Below are 20,291 nucleotides of genomic sequence, written 5' to 3'. Positions count from 1 at the left end.
ACATCTTACTATAATTTAACAAATCTAACTATTTCGTATGCTTCTGCAACCTTTGAATGACATCTAACTTGAGCTGCTCTCATTTTTGCAATAGACAAAAGTATATCATCATAAAAATAAGGTTTATTCATTTGTGTTTTGTGACATTTTAAAGCATCTAATTTAATTGAAAAGTTATCTAAGCTACATAACTTAAAGTAATTAGGTGTAAATTCAGGCATAGTAGAAGGTGACTCATAACAAATTATTTTAAGTGTACCTAAATTAGTTAATACGGTTAAGGCGCATTTATGAGTTGCTACGTGATCCTGATGAAAATCATACTGAGAAGGTATATAAGCAATATCGGGCATAACTTCCAAAATAATGGATCTCAGCTTATTTGTAATTTCCTGAATGTGTCCAAAAAGCTTTGTGTCTGGAAAAGAAAGAAAGTAGTTTTTGGAGTTTGGAGCTAATATATCAAAGGAATTTATCTGTTCTAGGCTACGCTGTGATGAACATCCTCCTTTTTCTCCTTTTGTTAAAACTATATTTATTACTTCATCTTTTTTTAGATAATGATTATGCATAGAAATTGCACAGCCTAAATCAATATCATCAGGATGTGCTCCTATGAATAATACTTTTTTTGTACTCACTATAGATGCCCCCTATAATTATTTATTTTTTATTGTAAAGTAATAGTTTATTATATTTTTCTAATCTAAAGTTGTTACAGTTTATTTCAAATTATGTTAAGTGTTAAAAATGATTGATACATAAAATTTACTGTGTTAATTCTCTTAAATGCTTAAAATAAAAGCTTTTAGTATTTTAAACCACTATAATCCAAAAAGCTGTTGAAAAGTATACAAATGAAGTGTATACTTAACATAAAAATAGTAAAGGGAGTGTATAAAACATGAAAAGCAAAAAAATATTGACTTTGGTTATGATATTTATTTAAAGTGACTGAAACTCACCATCTATAAAAATATATTTTAGTTTACTTGAGCACTTCGGAATGTGAAATTTTTACATTAGAGTTTACATTAAACTCTATTTTAGGATAGATTTCTGTCACCCAATCTTCATTGAATTCAAATTCAGGACGTTTAGCCCAATACTTTACCTGAAGAGCTAATGGGTCTAAATTATTTGACTGGAAATCTTTCATAAGTTTGAGGGTTTGATTTTTGAATATATCTTCAAATTTCTTCTCAATGGTTTTGATATCTTTATTAGCATATGAGGATTCTTCCATAAATCCATCAACTTTAATATCTATATTACAAACTAAACTATTATTAGCATTTTCATCAAGGGATATTTTCCCGGAAGCTTTTCGTATTCTTATGCCAATGGGTTTATTATCTTTATCAAAAGTGCTGATAAAACCTATATCAAGTCCTAATTTTAAAATGTTAAGTATTCTTGTTTGATCCATTTTCAGAATCATTTCAAGTTTTCCATTGTGAAAAATGGCTGTTTTTTCAATAGCAAAGTTTTCGTTTTGTATTTCAACAAGGGGACATGAAACACTTACTCCTGGCATAGTGAGATGTGAAAAGGCTTCAAAAATTTTTGTTATATTAACAAATTGAGGCTCTACTCCTTGCCCAAACTTCATGAAAAGGTAGTTGCCTGCTATATTTTCTCCTAGAGGCATTAGTGATAGCACTGCTTTTGCTGAAGGAGTTCCAACCATTATCCATGCTATTTGTTGGACATCTCCTTTCCGTACAAAATAAGTAATAATTTCATTGAACGAAAATTGATTAATTGTCTCCTTTCCAACAACTATTGCTTTAAGATGGCTAAAATCAGGCTCTAAAGACATCTGGGCTTTTATTTTTCTAATAGCCTCACCAATAGATTTATCAGAAGCTCTATAAAGTATAAAATTATCTTCATTAGTTTGATTATCTGATTCTCCAGATTGAGCCCTAGGAATAGCAACCTTTATAGAAATATCAAACTCATCTTTTGTTTCAGAGAGGTCAAGTCCAATAGCTACAACAAAAGCTCTTCTATCAATATCTCTAAACCTGCACGAAGATGTGAAAATAAGCATAGAAAAAATTAAAAATAAGCATAATTTATTTTTCATTTGGCATACAACTCCTTTCCTTTTGTTCTAATATAAAGAAGCACAGATAAAAGCAAGTGAAACATATTCCATGTTATCATTACTATAGGTGCAATTTGGAAAACTGTTTTAGTATTTGGTATCATTATTGATCCGGCAACAAAAACTATACAAATTACAAGTTTTATGTATTTGTTGAGTTTTGGTGAAGGATGAAGTTTAGTGAACAAGCCATAGCATACAAAGCTGTATATAAGCGTATTAGACAATGATAATAAAAAGAATAAAGGCATCATTAAATAAAGGGCACGTTCTATAACGAATAAGTTTATAGATACAGTATCAGCAGTAGAAACCCAAGGAAAGGTCAACTTTTGTGCAGCTTCAGGTCCCCAAATCGAAACAGGTATATAAACTGAAATAAAGGCGGTACAAAGCCCAACTACTCCAATCAAAAGAATGGTTTTTTTATAGCTTATTCTTTTAAATTCAGGGTTAAACAATGATAAGTGATATACACCACTGAAAAAAAATCCTGCTGTAGCGATTGTTATATAGTTAGGAAGTCTTACAGAGTGAACTAAAGATCCTATAAGAAAATCTTGTTTTATTTCTCCAGTAATCAGCAGTACCTGTGAAATAATGCCTATAACCATAATAAGTGCTGTAAATGATACGGTATGTAAAAAGGTATTACTGGTATTTTTGAACACAACAAAAGGAATAATAATTAAAATTATAGATATAAGCCATAGGGAACTGGTGGTCAGCATAAAGGTTTTTACAATTTCAACTAACCCCTTATACATAAAAAAGCCAATTGCCAAACAGATTAACACGTATGTATAGGAAAAGAAGTTACCCCAAAACTTTCTAAAGAGAATTTGATTAATCTCTGTAAGTGTCTTGCTTTTAAAATAATTATATACATGGAGAAAAAAATATATTTTCACAATAGATATAATAAAGGCTGCAAATATAGCTATAAGTGTACCATCATAAAGCTGCCCTATTAGAATATAGGGACAGTATAATGTAACGTTAGATATTATTTCATTAATCAGTAGTAAATAAAAAAAGCGATGCTTCATTAAGTCTGCCCCTTTCTAAAAAATGCTCTTGTATGACTTATATTAAAGCTTCCTACAGGATTGAAAAAAGGTTTTCCAAGACTGTGCAGTGTGAAAAGATAATACATCAGTGCCAAAAAACCAATAAACAGGCCTGCAAGTCCTGCAATAGAGGCTAAGAAAAGTAAAATGTATTTAGATACTCTGATTGTAAGATTCATTGAATTTATTGGTATTACAAAATTAGATATAGCTACTGCAGCTACTATTATTATCATTACATTACTAACTAAGTTGGCTTGGGTAGCTGCCTGACCAAGAATGATTCCACCAACAGTGGTTCCTGCCTGACCAATGTTCTTTGGAAGGCGAAGGCTTGCCTCTATTAAAAATTCCATCATAACAAGCATAATTAGCACCTCAACATAGGAGGGATAGGGCACACCTGCTCTACTTGCTGCTATAGAAAGAGCTATTTGAACTCTCATTATTTCAGTGTTGTAAGCACTTAGAGCTATATATAAACCAGGTAAAATCAGAGCGGCTAATAGTGCTAAGTATCTCAAAAGTAAGAGAAACAGTGACGGTATGGGATGCAAATAATAGTTATCTGCAGAAGCAATAAATTGGTTAAAGGTGCTAGGGGCTATTAATGCCTTTGGAGCACCATTTAATATTATTACAATTTTTCCTTGTGATATTTGTTTAACTGTTCTATCAAATCTCTCGGTAATTAATATTCTAGGACACAAATGCTGCTTATTATCCAAGATTTGCTGAAGTTCCGTAAGAGATTGAACCATAGGGGTAGTTATACTATTTAACCTGTGTGTAATACTTTTTATAATATTGTCATCTGCAAATTCTCTATCATATATTAGATAACTCTTATATTTACTAATGGTACCTAGTTTGAATTCTTTAACAATTAGCTCTTTTTTATTGTAAAATTGACGAATAATATTAAGGTTGGTTTCTACATTTTCTACAAAACCTGATAATGGGCCTTCATAAACAGATTCTCTTAGCACTTCATCTATTTTACGTGATTCTTTCTTAGCGGCTAAGGTAGTAGAATACACCTTGTTGTTAAAAACACCAATAACCATACCTTGGGTTAGCATGCTGGTTATGTTTGAAGTATCACTGAATTCATTCATAATAGACGAAATGAATTGAGAGTAATCTTTATTTAAATTATAATACGGTTCTTTTATGGCACTTACCAACTTATCAACATATATCATAGATGTTAGATAGTATAATCTAAAATTATTATCAACGTCTATCATATTTGCATCAGCATTGTTTTTTAATATTTCTTTTAGCTTAATTTCAATATTTTTAGCATTAGTGTTCATTATTTTCCCCCATTATTTTTTAAAAAATAAATTCAATTTACTAAAATAAATGAATTATGCTATTATAAACAGAGTAATTTGTTAATTAAATATAATTTTATCTTTTTTCGTATTAATTATTCTTACTTGAGTTGACTTTGAAATTTAAATTGGTTTATAGCTTTAATTTAGAGGGTAATAATATACTAAATGAAAAAACAATATAGCAAAAAAGGAGTCTTTTAAAATGGGTAAAAAGGTATTGATAGTAGGTGGAGTTGCTGGAGGAGCGAGCACTGCCGCAAGACTTAGAAGAATAGATGAAGATGCAGAAATTATTATTTTTGAGCGTGGAGAGTATATTTCTTTTGCCAACTGTGGTCTTCCTTATTATATTGGAGATAAAATTACTGATAGAGAGATGTTATTAGTGCAAACTCCTGAAAAAATGAAAGATATGTTTAATATAGAAGTACGAATAAAAAATGAAATTACAAAAATAAAAAGAGAAGAAAAGCGTGTTGTTATAAAAGACTTAAGAAATGATAGAGTATATGAAGAAAGCTATGATGTCTTAGTTTTATCACCTGGAGCAGAACCTGTAAAGCCAAATATTAAAGGTATTAATAACAAAAATATTTTTACATTGCGAAACATGTATGATGTTGATGCCATTAAACACTATATTACGAACACTTCACCTAAAAGAGCTGTGGTGGTGGGAGCAGGTTATATTGGACTTGAGATGGCTGAAAATTTACATTATTTAGGATTAAATGTATCAATTATTGAAAAGTTAGATCAAGTATTAAATACAATTGATTATGATATGGCTGCTTTAGTTCATGAACATATACTTTCTAAAAAAGTCCATTTGTACTTAGGTGATGGGTTAAAAGAACTTAATCACAATGGAGAGGAAACAGAAATTCAATTGGAAAGTGGTAGAAAAGTCAGAGCAGATGTTGTTATTATGGCCATTGGTGTAAAGCCTGATGTTGGTTTTGTTTCAGATAGCGGGATTCAGCTAGGAAATAGAGGTGGTATAAAGGTTGATTCATATTTAAAGACGTCAGATCCTAATATTTATGCAGTAGGAGATGCAATAGAAGTAGAAGATTTTATATCAAAACATGAGACCATTATACCTCTTGCAGGTCCAGCTAATAAGCAAGGTAGAATTGCAGCTAACAATATTGTAGGAAAAAAAGAAAAGTATAAGGGTATCCAGGGTACAGCAATTGCCAAGATATTTGACATGACAGTTGCAGGCACAGGAAATAGTGAGAGAATTTTAAAAAACAGAGGTATCAAACATTTGTCCACAATAACTCAATCTAAATCTCATGCAGGATACTATCCAGGAGCCTTGCCCATGACCATAAAATTGTTGTATTCATTAGAAGGAGATATTTATGGTGCTCAAATTGTAGGTTTTGAAGGAGTGGATAAGCGAATAGATGTTATTGCTGCGTCCATTAAATTTGACAAAAAAGTATTTGATTTGACAGAATTAGAGTTGGCATATGCACCGCCGTATTCTTCAGCTAAGGACCCTGTCAATATGGCAGGTTATGTGGCAGGTAATGTTTTAGAGGGGAATATGGATGTTAGTTATTGGCATGAAATTGAGGATGTAGACCCAGATAAAACTATAATCTTAGATGTGAGAGAGCCTTTTGAAAAAGAGTTTGGATTTATTGAAAATTCTATAAACATTCCACTGGGCCAAATAAGGGAAAGATATAATGAGTTGCCATTTGATAAGGAAATTATAGTCAATTGTCAGATTGGTTTAAGGGCTTATATAGCATCAAAAATATTAAAACAAAAAGGTTTTAAAAGTGTTAAAGTTTTAACTGGAGGTTTTAAGCACTATAATACTATAGTTCAATCTAAATACAATTTAGATAGGCAAGATTTTGAACATGAGAAAAGAAATTATGCTGATTTAAACAAGCAGGAAATTTATAATTCAGAAACAGGTGAATTAAATCCAGAATATACGAAAAAGTGAACTGGATAAAAAGCCCTAAATTTAAATTCATAGGTTTAAAGATGATTTATACAAGTAACTGAAATTTAATTTACTTGTCTATCTTGTCCATTGTTATATTTCTATATCCGAAGAAAGCTATTACGATAGAAGTCAGCCAGCATACAAAAGCGTATGGTGCATAAGCTAACGGATTGACAGCTAAAACAGAATACATAAACACACCACTACTGTTCCATGGAATTAGTGGAGCTGTTAAGGTTCCACCACCTTCTAATGTTCTTGTAAGGTTTTTATTGCTCAGTCCCAGTCTTTTATAAGAGTCTTCATACATCTGCCCCGGAATTATTACTGCAAGGTATTGGTTTGCGGCGAAAATATTAATTGAAATTGATGTAAGCAGGGTTGTTAATATTAGATTCCCACTGTTTTTTACCAGCTTTGTCATTTTCAACACTAAAGAATCCAACATGCCGCATCTGTTCATTATACCGCCAAAAGATAGTGCCATTATGGCTAAAGATACAACTGAGTACATACTTGTCATGCCTCCACGGGATAAAAGATCATCCATTTCATCCCAACCAGTTGAAATGCTAAAGCCTTCATATAGTATATTAAAGACTTCTTGTAAACTTTGTCCCTGTACAAAAACTTGCATAATTCCACCAGAAATAACTCCTGCAATAAGACTTGGAATAGCAGGAAGTTTAAACAGAACCATTGTTACAACAATTACAGGTGGAATTATAAGCAATGGTGAAAAGGTAAAATTGTTAATAAGCATGTCCTGGTATTTAGAAACTAAAGAGGCGTCAGTATTTCCGTCCACAAGGAAATACCCTAATACAGTATAAGCAATGAGAGATATAATTAAACTTGGTATGGTAGTATAAAGCATGTGCTTAATATGTTCATATAAATCAACACCTAAAACTGAAGGAGTTAAATTCGTAGAATCTGACATTGGAGATAATTTGTCACCAAAGAAAGAACCAGAGACAACTGCACCAGCTATTGCAGGAGCAGGAATTCCAAGGCCCTGTCCGATTCCAATAGCTGCTACACCAATGGTTCCAGCTGTAGTCCATGAACTGCCTGTAATTACAGACATGAAACTACAAAAAATCAATATAACAGGTAAAAACCAATAGGGTAAAAATATATTAAAGCCAAAATACATTAAAGCAGGTACTATGCCACTGGCTATCCAGACACTAATAATCATACCTATAATAAGAAGGATTATAAGAGAGGGAATAGCTCTTTTTATGCTGTTAACAAACCCTTTTTCAATGTTTTTCCATTTCTGTCCGTGAATAACTGCTACAAGTCCTGCGGCAGTGCTTCCTAATAGCAATGAAATGTGTGGCTGAGCATCATATATAAAAACTGATAGTGCTAAAGAAACTATCATTACTAGTATTGGTATAATAGAAAGCCAAAAGGGAGGAGGTCCTATAGTTTTTTCAGAAAATTTATCTTGCAATTTAAAAACACATCCTTATATGTAATATTTTATGTACATGTATAAAGGTTATCTTAAAGTAAAACAATGTACTCTTTAAAATTAACATAAGTCTATATTAATTGATTATGATAAATTTATCAAGTTGTATATCCATTAAAAAAAGGGATATGATCGAATTTATATAGAAAGATTAATGACATTAAACTATAGTGCAAATGTTTGAATTTTGAAGGAAGGAGATGAATTTTTACAATTTTAAAAGGGTATTAATTGGAAAAATGTATTGGGGGTTATTATTAATGTTTATGAAAATGAAAAAAATTAAAATTTTTATTTTGCTTATTATTTTTACAAGTATTTCTTTATTTACACCGATTGTGACTGGAGTTAACAGCGTGCCATATAAATGGGACAATGTTGAAATTGGAGGCGGTGGAGGATTTGTTTGTGGAATAATTTATAATCCTACTGAGGAAGGACTTGTCTATGCACGTACTGACATGGGAGGAGCATATATAAGAAACAAAGAAACGTTAGAGTGGGAGCCTCTTATGGACTGGGTGTATCCAGATGAGTGGAATTTATTAGGTGCTGAAAGCTTAGCTACTGATCCAGTTGAAACAAATAGAGTTTATATTGCAGCTGGTACATATACAAATGAGTGGACAGATATGAATGGGCACATGTTGCGTTCAGATGACTATGGAGAAACATGGGAGAGAACAGAGCTCCCATTTAAGTTTGGAGGGAATATGCCAGGACGTTCAGTTGGAGAACGTTTAATGGTGGATCCTAACAGTAATAATATATTATATTTTGGAGCAAGAAGTGGTAATGGATTGTGGAAGAGTGAGGACTATGGTGAAACTTGGTTTCAGGTTGAGAACTTTCCTAATGTTGGAAACTATGTTGAGGATCCGGATTTTCACTATACAGCTGACAATTTAGGATTGTGTTTTGTAGTTTTTGATTGGGAGAAAGGAACTAAAGGAACGCCAACACAGGATATTTATGTTGGAGTTGCCGACAAGGAAAATCCACTATATGTTAGTCGTGATGCTGGTGAGACATGGAAACCTGTTGAAGGACAGCCTACAGAGAGTATTTTTAGAAGAAACAATGAAGATGCTCTGCCAGTTGGAATACCTCATCAAGGGGTTATAAGTGGTAATGGTATTTTGTATGTTACATATGGTGACAGAGGTGGACCTTATCAGTGTGAAGACGGTGCTGTTTATAAATATGATACAAACACAGGAGAATGGACAAATATAACACCCCCTTCAGGTTACGACTGGGATGGTATGCCGGAATATGAAAATTGGTATGGATATGCTGGATTAAGTGTTGATAGACAAAATCCAGACACTTTAATAGTTACATCAAATCAATCCTGGTGGCCGGATGACTATATTTTCCGTTCAACAGATGCAGGTGAAACATGGGATGCAATTTGGGAGTTTGGTGATTCATGGCCATCAAGAAATTTAAAATACACTATGGATATTTCAAAAGCACCATGGCTTTCATGGGGAAAAGAGATAAATGCTGCCGATGGCGGTTTGATTACTGGCAATGAAATAGTGGACAGTCCTACACCAAAACTTGGTTGGATGATGGGCGATATTGAGATTAATCCTTTTAACTCTGATGAAATGATGTATGTTACAGGAGCTACTATTTATGGAACACAAAATTTAACTGACTGGGATAGAGGAGAACTTGTAAATATTGAAGTTATGGGGATGGGAGTTGAACAAACTGCGGTACTAAGCTTAATTTGTCCTCCAATTGACGGAGTAGAGCTAATAAGTGGTGTTAATGATATTTGTGGATTTGTACATGAGGATATAACCGTTGGTCCGGATTGTATGATGATAGAACCAACATTTATTGGCACGACAGGATTGGACTATGCAGAACTAAATCCTGAAATTATAGTAAGATCAGGTACTACTGACAAGGAAGAGTATGAAGATATTAAAAGAAGCATTGGAATTTCCACAGATGGCGGTCAAACATGGTCGGATGTTCAGCCAAATGTAAGTTATTCATTTCCTGCCAGCAGTGAAGATGACATTGTACAGGCGGGAGTTGTGGCAGTGTCAGCTGATGGTTCAACTTTTGTATGGTCACCAGAAACCAGTCAAGGAGTTATATGCTATGTAAATGGAGGCTGGGAAGCTGTAGATACACTTCCAGAGGGGGCATATGTTGCTTCAGACAGAGTTAACCCAGATGTATTCTATGCGTATGCAGAAAATACTTTCTATGCAAGTAATGATGGTGGTCAAACCTTTGAAGTTATCCAAGAAGATTTAGAGTCTGATTCAGCTAAAATTAAAGCAGTTCCGGGAAAAGAAGGTCATGTATGGATTCCTGGGCGTTATACCGGACTTTCATATACAACTGATGGTGGTAAAACAATAAATAAAATTGAAGAAACTACAAGATGTGATGTAGTTGGCTTTGGTAAAGCTAAAGATGGAGAGGACTATCTCGCTATTTACATTACTGGTGAAATAGATGATTTATATGCAATATATCGTTCTGATGATATGGGTGAAAATTGGGTGAGAATAAATGATGACCAGCATCAGTATGGCTCAATAAACTATGCAATTACAGGAGATTTAAGAGTTTATGGCAGAGTTTTTGTAGGAACCAATGGTAGAGGTATTGTATATGGGGAACCTGCTTCAGATTCTCCACCCCCAACACCTGAACCAGACCCAGATCCAATAGATATTGGAGATATTAATATGGATGGAGTAATAGATTCAACTGATTATTTGTTGTTGGCAAGACATATACTTGAGATTGAAATGCTTACAGATGAACAATTAGAAAGAGCTGATGTTAACGGTGATGGAAAAGTTGATTCAACAGATGGTACAATTCTAAAAAGATATATATTAGAAATTATTGATTCATTTTAAATTAATTATGATTATTTTAAAATAGTAACCATAACCCGAGATGAAAGTCAGCATAAAAAAATGCTGGCTTTTATCTTAGTTTAAGGGGATGTTATAAGTGGCTTTTTTGTGTTTTTGGGCATTGTTTTATTGGTATTAACATTAACTGGAGAGTCAGATGTAAATAAAGGCGATGTGGATTCAAAAGATGTTCAGCAAACGGTAGAATCTTTACCTAAAGTTAGTTCACTTAATGTAGTTTTTTGAAAAAAGCATTGACGCATATTTTATTTTTTAATATAATGTTATAAAGCACTCTTTGCACTGCATATAATTTACAGTACAAACTGAGCAGGCCATAAATTATTTATCAATTTACGGGGCCGGGTCACATTAAAGTGGCAGCAGATGAAGAAAACACAGCATCTGTGGGACAGTAGTTACTATTATTGTTCCATAGGTGTTTTTTTATACCCTAAGAGGAATGGTAACAGAAGACTTCTAATGTCTTAGAAAATGTTTTGCACGTGCCATAGAGCTATCTTATTCAAATTAATTTATGATGGAGGTAACTGTTATGGAACAGATTAATCAATCTATGAACACACATAAAACAAAAAGAATTGCTATGAAAGTCTCTAAAACAAGTATTATTGTAAATCTTATTTTATCAGTAATAAAGATTTTATCAGGTGTTTTTGGTGGGTCAGGGGCAATGATTTCAGATGGGGTACATTCGGCTTCTGATGTTTTTAGCACCTTTATAGTAATTATTGGCTTTAATATTTCAAGTAAAAAGCCAGATCATAATCATCAATATGGACATGAACGATTAGAATGTGTTGCATCTATTATACTTGCACTTATATTGGCCACTACAGGTATAGGAATTGGATTAGGTGGAATAGAAAAAATAATAGGTGGAAATTATGGAGAACTTGGTGTTCCTTCAATCCTTGCACTAATTGCTGCGATAATATCAATTGGAGTAAAAGAGTGGATGTATTGGTTTACGAGAGCTGCAGCTAAGAAAATTAATTCTGGCTCATTGATGGCAGATGCATGGCATCATCGTTCAGATTCTTTATCATCAATTGGTGCATTTATAGGTATTTTAGGAGCTAGAATGGGATTTCCTATACTTGACCCAGTTGCCAGTGTAATAATATGCATCTTTATTTGTAAAGTTGCATTTGACATTTTTAAAGAAGCAATTGATAAATTAGTAGACAAATCCTGTGACAAAGGAATGTTAGAAAAAATTAAATCAGTAATAAATGAGCAAGAAGGAGTATTACAAATTGATGAAATCAGAACTAGATTATTTGGTTCTAAAATTTATATCGATGTAGAAATTGCAGCAGATGGTTCAAAGTCATTAAATGAAACCCATGCTATTGCAGAAAATGTCCATGATGCAATTGAAAAAAAATTTGTAACGGTAAAGCACTGCATGGTACATGTAAACCCTATTCCGAAATAAAACAAAACATTTACATGAATATTATATTTTAATGACAGTCCCTTGCTTGTTCTAATGCAAGGGACCGTGTGGTTATATTATTTAGTTTCGATTATCTATAAGGTCAATTGCTCCGAGTACAATGTGAGCCAGACCAAATCCTGTTATGCCCCATGCAATTTTTGATCTTTTTGGTTTAAGAGAAAGACCTGTGGCTGTTACTACCGTTCCGAGAACAGTTGGTATAGTTCCTTCACGAATTTTCATAAAAAACAACCTCCTGTATATTGATGTCCCAGTATAGTTTGCGCATTTTAAAAGTTTTAATGTTATAGAAATAATGGTGAATCTATATAAACTATGAGAAAATAATAAAGATAAAATTAACAAGAAAAATTTTGAAATTTTAATTGGTTTATAGTTTTAGTTTAGAGGGTAATAATATTATAAATTAATGATAGGCAAATATTATAGCAAAAAAGGAGTCTTTTAAAATGAGTAAAAAGGTATTAATAGTAGGTGGAGTTGCAGGAGGCGCAAGTGCTGCTGCAAGACTTAGAAGAATGGACGAAGAGGCAGAAATTATTATTTTCGAGCGTGGACAGTATATTTCTTTTGCAAACTGTGGTCTTCCTTATTATATTGGAGATACAATTACTGAGAGAGAAATGCTTTTAGTACAAACTCCTGAGAAAATGAAAGCCATGTTTAATATTCAAGTGAGAGTAGAAAATGAAATTACAAAAATCAACACTAAAGATAAGAGTGTTGTTGTAAAAGACTTAAAAAATGATAGAATTTATGAAGAAAGCTATGATGTTTTAGTTTTATCACCTGGAGCAGAACCTATAAAGCCAAGCATAAAAGGCATAAACAATCCAAATATTTTTACTCTACGCAACATGTATGATGTGGATGCTATTAAAGACTATATTAACAATGTGTCTCCTAAAAGAGCAGTTGTTATAGGAGGGGGATATATTGGATTGGAGATGGCTGAAAATCTTCATAATTTGGGCTTAAAGGTGTCGGTAATTGAAAAATCAAATCAGGTGTTAAATACGCTTGATTATGATATGGCTGCTTTAGTTCATGAACATCTACTTTCTAAACAAGTTCACCTTTACTTAGGTGATGGAGTTAAAGAATTTAATCACAATCAAAAGGAAACTGAAATCTATTTAGAAAGTGGTAGAAGCGTTAAAGCTGATGTGATAATTATGGCAATTGGTGTAAAGCCTGATGTGGGTTTTGTTTCTGACAGTGGTATTGAGTTAGGTCAAAGAGGTGGAATAAAAGTTGATTCATACTTAAAAACATCAGATCCAAATATATATGCAGTGGGAGATGCAATAGAAGTAGAAGATTTTATATTAAAAGGTAATACTATAATACCTCTAGCAGGACCTGCTAATAAACAGGGTAGAATTGTAGCAAACAATATTGTTGGAAAGAAAGAGCAATATAAAGGTACACAGGGTACAGCAATTGCAAAGATATTTGACTTAACAATTGCAGGCACAGGTAATAATGAGAAAAACTTAAAAAATGAAGGTATTGAATATTTATCAACAATAACTCAATCTAAATCTCATGCAGGATATTATCCGGGAGCCTTGCCTATGACCATAAAACTTATTTATTCACAAGATGGCACTATTTTTGGTGCTCAAATTGTAGGCTTTGAAGGAGTAGATAAGCGGATAGATGTTATTGCCACCACTAGTAAATTTAATAAAAGGGTATTTGATTTGTCAGAACTAGAGTTAGCATATGCTCCACCATATTCTTCTGCTAAAGATCCTGTTAACATGGCAGGATTTGTGGCAAGCAATGTTTTAGAGGGAAATATGGATGTTAGCTATTGGCATGAGATTGATAATATAGATAAAAATAAAACAATAGTTTTAGATGTGAGAGAACCTTTTGAAAGGGATTTAGGTTTTATTAAAGACTCTATAAATATTCCAGTTGGCGAAATTAGAGAAAGATATAATGAGTTGCCTCATGATAAGGAAATTATAGTCAATTGTCAGATTGGTTTAAGGGCTTATGTTGCTTCAAAAATACTAAAACAAAAAGGTTTTAAAAATGTTAAAGTATTAACAGGAGGCTTTAAACACTATAATACTATTTTGCAATCTAAATACAATTTAGATAATCAAGATTATCAGTATGGCGAAAGTGAAATGAAGTACACTGATTTAAATAAACAGGAGATTTATAATACAGAGACAGGTGAAGTTAACCCGCAGCACAAAAAAGTTGGCGAAGTTATTCATATAAATGCATGTGGCTTATCCTGTCCAGGTCCTATAGTAAAGGTTTATCAAAAAATGAATGAAGTGACCGAGGGTACAGTATTAGAAGTTTTAGCTACAGACCCTGGTTTTTCTAACGACATTAAATCCTGGTGTGAAAAGACAGGTAATACCCTTTTAGAAGTCAAACAAGAGGATAAAAATATTAAAGCCGTAATAAAAAAAGGTTCTTCCGATAAAAAGGTTAATGAGGAAAAGGATAAAACTTTACTTAGCAATGATTTACCCCAAAATAAAACTATTGTAGTGTTTAGTGGAGAATTAGACAAAGCAATAGCATCCTTTATAATTGCAAATGGTGCTGCAGCCATGGGAAGAAAGGTTACTTTGTTTTTTACATTCTGGGGACTGAATATTTTAAGAAAGTCTACTGCACAAAAAGTTCAAAAAGATTATATAGAGAAGATGTTTGGCAAAATGATGCCACAGGGAAGTGAGAATTTAGGATTATCAAAAATGAATATGCTTGGCATGGGATCAAAAATGATTCGAGGCATTATGAAAAAGAAAAATGTTGCTTCATTAGAGGAACTGATAAAACAAGCCCAAAGAAATGGTGTTAAACTGATGGCTTGTAATATGTCTATGGATTTAATGGGAATAAAAAGAGAAGAACTTATAGATGGTGTTGATATAGGTGGTGTAGCAGCATACTTAGGAGAAGCAGAAGAATCTAATGTTAACTTATTTATATAATTATAGAACTGGGGATATAGAGTATTAATCATATATTTATCTACTCTATTTAAGAGGATGTTATAAGGGGATTTTTCTTGCTCTGTTTTGAGTTTATTTTATAATTATAATTATTAGAATTTTATGTTTAATTAGATAGTAAAGTTTCAGTTTTGTGAAGGTATAAAGATACATATTTAAGCAGTAATATTAAAGAGGCTTTGTGTTTGTTATATACGCCCGACTATGAGCTTGACTAGGACAAAAGGAAATATTTATGATATAATAAGGTTGCGTAAGAGATGAAAATTTTATTAAAAATATAGCAGTGGTACAGGGGGTAAGTTATGATAAAAGAGTTAATAAAGCAAAAAAAAGATGTTGTTATTATAAGTGGCTTTTTTGTGTTTTTGGGCATTGTTTTATTGGTATTAACATTAACTGGAGAGTCAGATGTAAATAAAGGCGATGTGGATTCAAAAGATGTTCAGCAAGTTGATGGTTCACAATCAGTTGAAGGTGAAGAAAATAAGGGCATGTATCTGGCTCAGGAAGAGATTCCAAAACAACCTCCTGCTACTGGTGATTTTAACTATGGTGAAGCATTACAAAAAGCTATTTTCTTTTATGAGTGTCAAAGATCTGGAAAGCTTGATCCATCAACACTTCGTTTAAATTGGAGAGGCGACTCAGGACTTGAAGATGGAAAAGATGCCGGGCTTGACCTTACTGGTGGCTGGTATGATGCTGGAGATCATGTGAAGTTTAATTTTCCTATGTCTTATACGGCAGCTATGCTTGGCTGGGCAGTCTATGAATATGAAGATGCATTTAAACAAAGTGGTCAGTACAACCACATACTAAATAACATAAGATGGGCTACAGATTATTTTATTAAATGTCATCCTGAGCCCAATGTATACTATTATCAAGTAGGGGATGGACATTTAGACCATGCATGGTGGGGACCTGCAGAAGCAATGCAGATGGAAAGACCTTCATATAAAGTTGATGAGGATAATCCAGGCTCTTCTGTTGTAGCTGGAACTTCGGCAGCATTAGCAGTAGCATCAATAGTGTTTGAAGATGTAGATGATGATTACTCAGAAAAGTGTTTAGAACATGCAAAGCAGTTATTTGAATTTGCAAACACAACAAAGAGTGATGAAGGATATACTGAAGCCGATGGATTTTATGATTCATGGAGTGGATTTTATGATGAACTATCTTGGGCTGCTACATGGCTTTATCTTGCTACTGATGATTCTTCATATCTTGATATAGCAGAGAGTTATTCTGATGAATGGGGATATGAGCCACAGACTACAACTCCAAAATATAAATGGGCTCATTGCTGGGATGACGTAACATATGGAACCTATCTTCTTTTAGCTAGAATTAAAGGAGGGGAGTCAGAATATAAGGAATCAATCGAGAGACATTTTGATTGGTGGACAACAGGATATGATGGTGAAACTGTTACATATACTCCACAAGGTCTTGCATGGCTAGACCAGTGGGGAGCGTTAAGATATGCAACTACAACTGCATTTTTAGCATGTGTTTATTCAGATTGGGAAGGTAATGATGAAGAAAGGGCTGAGGTCTATTTGGATTTTGCTCAAAGTCAGGCAGATTATGCCCTTGGAAGCACAGGAAGAAGTTTTGTTGTGGGATTTGGAGAAAATCCACCTAAAAGACCTCATCACAGAACAGCTCATGGCTCATGGGCAGACAGCCAGTCTATACCAGAACAGCACAGACATACTCTTTATGGAGCACTTGTAGGAGGACCTGATTCTTCAGATAGTTACACAGATGATATTGCCGATTATGTAAGTAATGAGGTGGCTTGTGATTATAATGCAGGATTTGTAGGGTTACTTGCTAAAATGTATGAGATGTATGGTGGAAGTCCTGATTCAGAGTTTAATGGTATAGAGGAAGTTACAGAGGATGAAATATATGTTGAAGCAGGTATAAATGCTTCGGGAGATAATTTTATAGAGGTAAAGGCAATATTGAATAACAAGACAGGTTGGCCTGCAAGGGTTTGTGAAGAATTGTCCTTTAAATACTTTATGGATCTTAGTGGATTTTTAAACTCTGGTAATAGTGCAAATGACTTAAGTGTTGGTTCTAGTTATAATCAGGGTGCAGAAATTTCAGAGGTTAAGCATTATAATGGTGATATTTATTATGTAATTGTAGATTTTTCAGGAACAAAAATATATCCAGGCGGTCAGTCAGATTATAAAAAGGAAGTACAGTTTAGAATTTCTGCACCAGATGGTGTAGTGCTAAATCCTGAGAGTGACTATTCATATCAAGATTTGTCGGCAGGGTCAATTGTAAAGACTGAGTACATGCCTGTATATGATGATGGGGTACTGGTATTTGGAAGTGAGCCAGATGGTAGTGAGAGTACAGATTCAAGAGATAGCAGGGAAGCACAGGCTACAGCTACGTCAGAGCCTGCAACTGTTACATCTACCCCTGTACCCACTGTTTCACCAACAGTCACTCCTGAGCCAACAGCTGTATCAACGCCTGACAGTCAAAGTGACAGTGTTACAGTTGATGAAGGTGTAGTTTCAGTGGAATATGCAAATGTAAACAGGGAAGCTTCATCAAATAGCATAGGTCCTAAATTTAGAATAACAAATGATGATAGCAGGCCTTTAAGTCTTTCAAATGTGAAAATTAGATATTACTATATAAATGACGGGGGAGAACCTCAAAACTTCTGGTGTGACTGGAGTAGCGTTGACAGTTCAAATGTTACAGGAGATTTTTATAAACTTTCTTCTCCTAAAGATGGTGCAGACATGTACCTTAAAATAGGGTTTACCAGTGGAGCAGGAACACTTGCACCAAATGAAAGTGCAGAGTTACAGGTGAGGGTTGCAAAGGATGATTGGTCAAATTATAATCAGGCAAACCATTATTCATTTAACTCATCTGCATCAGATTATACCGAGTGGAATAAAATAACCGTGTATGTTTCAGACAAACTTGTTTACGGCACAGAACCCTAATTCAACTTTTTCAACTTGGGGACGGTTCTTGTTCAACTTGGGGACGGTTCTTGAATTGAATGTCTTGGACGTCAACTTCTAGTGAATTTGAAGAGAGAATTAAAAGCAAAGCTGGCATAAGTTACTTTCATGTAGGAGAAATAGTTTTTGACAGAAGGTTCAAAGAGTTTGGAAATTATGTTATAATCTTTTTGCTGCATAAATTAAAAAAAGGTGGAAAATTTTTTGGTACCAGTAAAGAAAAATGAAATTTACAATGTAGAGATTACGGGAATAACCCATGAAGGACAGGGAGTTGGGCGTATAGACAATTTCACTGTATTTGTAGATGGAGCAATTGAGAAGGAAGAAGTAGAGATTAAGATTATAAAGTTATATAAAAGTTATGGGGTAGGGAAATTACTTAAAATATTAAAACCCTCATATGACAGAATTGAGCCTTTTTGTGAAGTATATAAAAGGTGTGGTGGATGCAGTCTGCAACATATGAGTAAAGAAGCAGGGCTGAAATTTAAAGAAAACCTGGTTCGAGAGAATTTAAAGAGGATAGGGAAACTTGAAGATATTGAGGTATGTGATATTATTTCAATGGAAGAGCCGTTTAGATATAGAAATAAAGCCCAGTACCCAGTTAGAATGGCAAAGGGAGAAACACAGGTAGGCTTTTATGCAAAGAGATCTCATGACATCATTGAGGGTTCAACATGTGAGATTCAACATAAGGTAAGTGACAGGATAAAAGCTATTGTGAAAGATTTTATTGTAAAAAACAATGTGAGTGTATATGATGAAACTACTGGGAAAGGTCTGATGCGACACGTTGTGACCAGAGTAGGGTTTAAAACAGGTGAGGTCATGGTGGTTTTAGTCTTAAATGGAAAGGCTATACCAGAAAAGGGTAGGCTAATTGATGATTTATTAAGTGAAGTGCCAGAAATAAAAAGTATTATTATAAACGTAAACAAGGAAAAGACAAATGTTATTTTAGGACGAAAAAATATAGTTATATATCGACAAGACAGTATTACAGACTATATTGACAGATTTAAGTTTAATATATCCCCTAGGTCTTTTTTTCAAGTCAATCCATTTCAAACTGAAGCATTATATAATAAAGTGCTTGAGTATGCAGCACTTAGTGGAGAAGATACTGTTTTTGATCTTTACTGTGGCATTGGAACAATATCTTTGTTTTTATCCCAAAAAGCAAAAAAGGTGTATGGAGTTGAAGTTGTAAAAGAGGCAATCGAAGATGCAAAGGAAAATGCTCGCATTAATGGTGTTGGTAATGTAGAATTCATTACAGGTGAAGCAGAGAAAGTGCTGCCAGATATGGGTGTAAAGGCAGATGTGGTTGTATTAGATCCTCCAAGAAAGGGATGTGACGAAAGTCTTCTTGAGACGCTGGTGGAAATTAAGCCATCTAAAGTTGTTTATGTGTCATGTAATCCAGCAACACTTGCAAGGGACTTGAAGTATTTGAGTGAAAAGGGATTTAAGGTGGATAGGGTGCAGCCAGTGGACATGTTTCCGTGGACGGCACATGTTGAGTGTGTTGTCTTGATGTCAAAAAAATAAAGTCCGAAAAGCATTAAAAATACTGAGTTTCATAAAATGAAAGTAAACATGTCAACTCGACTTAAACCCTCGATATGCCTTCACGGGAGCATGTCGAGGGTATATTTTTGGGGTAAGATATTAGGTGGGTTTGAGTTGACAGATTAGATAAATTCTAAGGGATGAGAAGATGTAGATCTACGGTTTATTTGAACCATTTTTTTGCAAATTAAATTCTCCTCATGTTGGTCTTTTCATTGGACACTAAAGTTTGTAAAATAACAATTAAAAGACTGACAGACGAGGTGTATTTTTTTGTATATTAAATAGTAAATTATTTTATTCAGTATCTGGATACATGATTTTGTAAAT

General features: G+C 33.6%; 14 protein-coding genes and 1 riboswitch. Of the genes, 8 read left to right on the top strand and 6 right to left on the bottom strand.

All coding sequences use genetic code 11. The features are described 5' to 3' along the window. Positions 1-8 precede the first annotated feature (8 nt). The 4 genes from RBH29_RS03825 to RBH29_RS03810 all read right to left on the bottom strand — a co-directional run bounded on the left by RBH29_RS03825 (position 9) and on the right by RBH29_RS03810 (position 4,502). Entirely contained in the window at positions 9-641 is a 633-nt protein-coding gene (locus tag RBH29_RS03825; RefSeq protein WP_306695267.1) for a PIG-L deacetylase family protein, read from the bottom strand. Positions 642-988: 347 nt separating this feature from the next. Then, positions 989-2,092 (bottom strand): Ger(x)C family spore germination protein, encoded by a 1,104-nt coding sequence (locus tag RBH29_RS03820; protein ID WP_306695266.1) that lies wholly within the window; start codon positions 2,090-2,092, stop codon positions 989-991. Further along, the gene (locus RBH29_RS03815) at positions 2,089-3,162 is read right to left on the bottom strand and encodes a GerAB/ArcD/ProY family transporter (protein WP_306695265.1); all 1,074 of its coding nucleotides are present in this window, start codon (positions 3,160-3,162) and stop codon (positions 2,089-2,091) included. Before RBH29_RS03815 ends, RBH29_RS03820 begins: the two co-directional genes overlap by 4 nt. After that, on the bottom strand, positions 3,162-4,502 hold the full coding sequence (locus RBH29_RS03810; RefSeq protein ID WP_306695264.1) for a spore germination protein: 1,341 nt from the start codon (positions 4,500-4,502) through the stop codon (positions 3,162-3,164). The genes RBH29_RS03815 and RBH29_RS03810 overlap by 1 nt, the downstream gene beginning before the upstream one ends. 226 nt (positions 4,503-4,728) lie before the next feature. On the opposite strand from RBH29_RS03810, the gene RBH29_RS03805 reads away from it, so the two are divergent. Then, a complete protein-coding gene (locus RBH29_RS03805) occupies positions 4,729-6,498 on the top strand; it encodes an FAD-dependent oxidoreductase (protein WP_306695263.1) in 1,770 nt (589 codons plus the stop codon). Between the two features lie 70 nt (positions 6,499-6,568). Here RBH29_RS03805 and nhaC read toward each other — a convergent pair whose 3' ends face one another. Next, the gene (gene nhaC / locus RBH29_RS03800) at positions 6,569-7,966 is read right to left on the bottom strand and encodes a Na+/H+ antiporter NhaC (protein WP_306695262.1); all 1,398 of its coding nucleotides are present in this window, start codon (positions 7,964-7,966) and stop codon (positions 6,569-6,571) included. A 281-nt stretch (positions 7,967-8,247) separates the two neighbouring features. On the opposite strand from nhaC, the gene RBH29_RS03795 reads away from it, so the two are divergent. From RBH29_RS03795 to RBH29_RS03785, 3 genes are all read left to right on the top strand, one after another. Further along, a complete protein-coding gene (locus tag RBH29_RS03795; RefSeq protein ID WP_306695261.1) occupies positions 8,248-10,887 on the top strand; it encodes a dockerin type I domain-containing protein in 2,640 nt (879 codons plus the stop codon). Between the two features lie 114 nt (positions 10,888-11,001). Then, on the top strand, positions 11,002-11,133 hold the full coding sequence (locus RBH29_RS03790; RefSeq protein ID WP_306695260.1) for a hypothetical protein: 132 nt from the start codon (positions 11,002-11,004) through the stop codon (positions 11,131-11,133). Positions 11,134-11,203: 70 nt separating this feature from the next. Next, a riboswitch (NiCo riboswitch) is annotated at positions 11,204-11,305 on the top strand. A 138-nt stretch (positions 11,306-11,443) separates the two neighbouring features. Continuing rightward, positions 11,444-12,349, top strand: coding sequence for a cation diffusion facilitator family transporter (locus tag RBH29_RS03785; protein WP_306695259.1), 906 nt, complete (start codon positions 11,444-11,446; stop codon positions 12,347-12,349). An 81-nt stretch (positions 12,350-12,430) separates the two neighbouring features. On the opposite strand, the gene RBH29_RS03780 is transcribed toward RBH29_RS03785, so the two are convergent. After that, entirely contained in the window at positions 12,431-12,589 is a 159-nt protein-coding gene (locus RBH29_RS03780) for an asparagine synthase (protein WP_459076754.1), read from the bottom strand. Positions 12,590-12,822: 233 nt separating this feature from the next. Here RBH29_RS03780 and RBH29_RS03775 point away from each other — a divergent pair, with 233 nt between their 5' ends. The 4 genes from RBH29_RS03775 (at position 12,823) to rlmD (ending at position 19,940) form a co-directional block, all read left to right on the top strand. Further along, on the top strand, positions 12,823-15,345 hold the full coding sequence (locus RBH29_RS03775; RefSeq protein WP_306695257.1) for a CoA-disulfide reductase: 2,523 nt from the start codon (positions 12,823-12,825) through the stop codon (positions 15,343-15,345). 326 nt (positions 15,346-15,671) lie between these two features. Beyond that, positions 15,672-18,362 (top strand): glycoside hydrolase family 9 protein, encoded by a 2,691-nt coding sequence (locus RBH29_RS03770; RefSeq protein ID WP_459076753.1) that lies wholly within the window; start codon positions 15,672-15,674, stop codon positions 18,360-18,362. A gap of 59 nt (positions 18,363-18,421) precedes the next feature. Then, positions 18,422-18,610, top strand: coding sequence for a hypothetical protein (locus tag RBH29_RS03765; RefSeq protein ID WP_306695256.1), 189 nt, complete (start codon positions 18,422-18,424; stop codon positions 18,608-18,610). Then, positions 18,588-19,940, top strand: a complete 1,353-nt coding sequence (rlmD, locus tag RBH29_RS03760) for a 23S rRNA (uracil(1939)-C(5))-methyltransferase RlmD (RefSeq protein ID WP_306695255.1) — start codon at positions 18,588-18,590, stop codon at positions 19,938-19,940. Before RBH29_RS03765 ends, rlmD begins: the two co-directional genes overlap by 23 nt. Positions 19,941-20,291 lie beyond the last annotated feature (351 nt).

Source organism: Herbivorax alkaliphila (assembly GCF_030848475.1).
In the GTDB taxonomy this organism is placed as follows: domain Bacteria; phylum Bacillota; class Clostridia; order Acetivibrionales; family Acetivibrionaceae; genus Herbivorax.
This window is presented reverse-complemented; position numbering and strand designations above follow the sequence as displayed.

Excerpts from the sequence above, each read along its gene's own strand:
- RBH29_RS03820 (WP_306695266.1), bottom strand. The coding sequence starts at position 2,092 with ATGAAAAATAAATTATGCTTATTTTTAATTTTTTCTATGCTTATTTTC.
- RBH29_RS03775 (WP_306695257.1), top strand. The coding sequence starts at position 12,823 with ATGAGTAAAAAGGTATTAATAGTAGGTGGAGTTGCAGGAGGCGCAAGT.
- RBH29_RS03810 (WP_306695264.1), bottom strand. The coding sequence starts at position 4,502 with ATGAACACTAATGCTAAAAATATTGAAATTAAGCTAAAAGAAATATTA.
- RBH29_RS03815 (WP_306695265.1), bottom strand. The coding sequence starts at position 3,162 with ATGAAGCATCGCTTTTTTTATTTACTACTGATTAATGAAATAATATCT.
- RBH29_RS03770 (WP_459076753.1), top strand. The coding sequence starts at position 15,672 with ATGATAAAAGAGTTAATAAAGCAAAAAAAAGATGTTGTTATTATAAGT.
- RBH29_RS03795 (WP_306695261.1), top strand. The coding sequence starts at position 8,248 with ATGTTTATGAAAATGAAAAAAATTAAAATTTTTATTTTGCTTATTATT.
- RBH29_RS03785 (WP_306695259.1), top strand. The coding sequence starts at position 11,444 with ATGGAACAGATTAATCAATCTATGAACACACATAAAACAAAAAGAATT.
- RBH29_RS03765 (WP_306695256.1), top strand. The coding sequence starts at position 18,422 with ATGTCTTGGACGTCAACTTCTAGTGAATTTGAAGAGAGAATTAAAAGC.
- RBH29_RS03805 (WP_306695263.1), top strand. The coding sequence starts at position 4,729 with ATGGGTAAAAAGGTATTGATAGTAGGTGGAGTTGCTGGAGGAGCGAGC.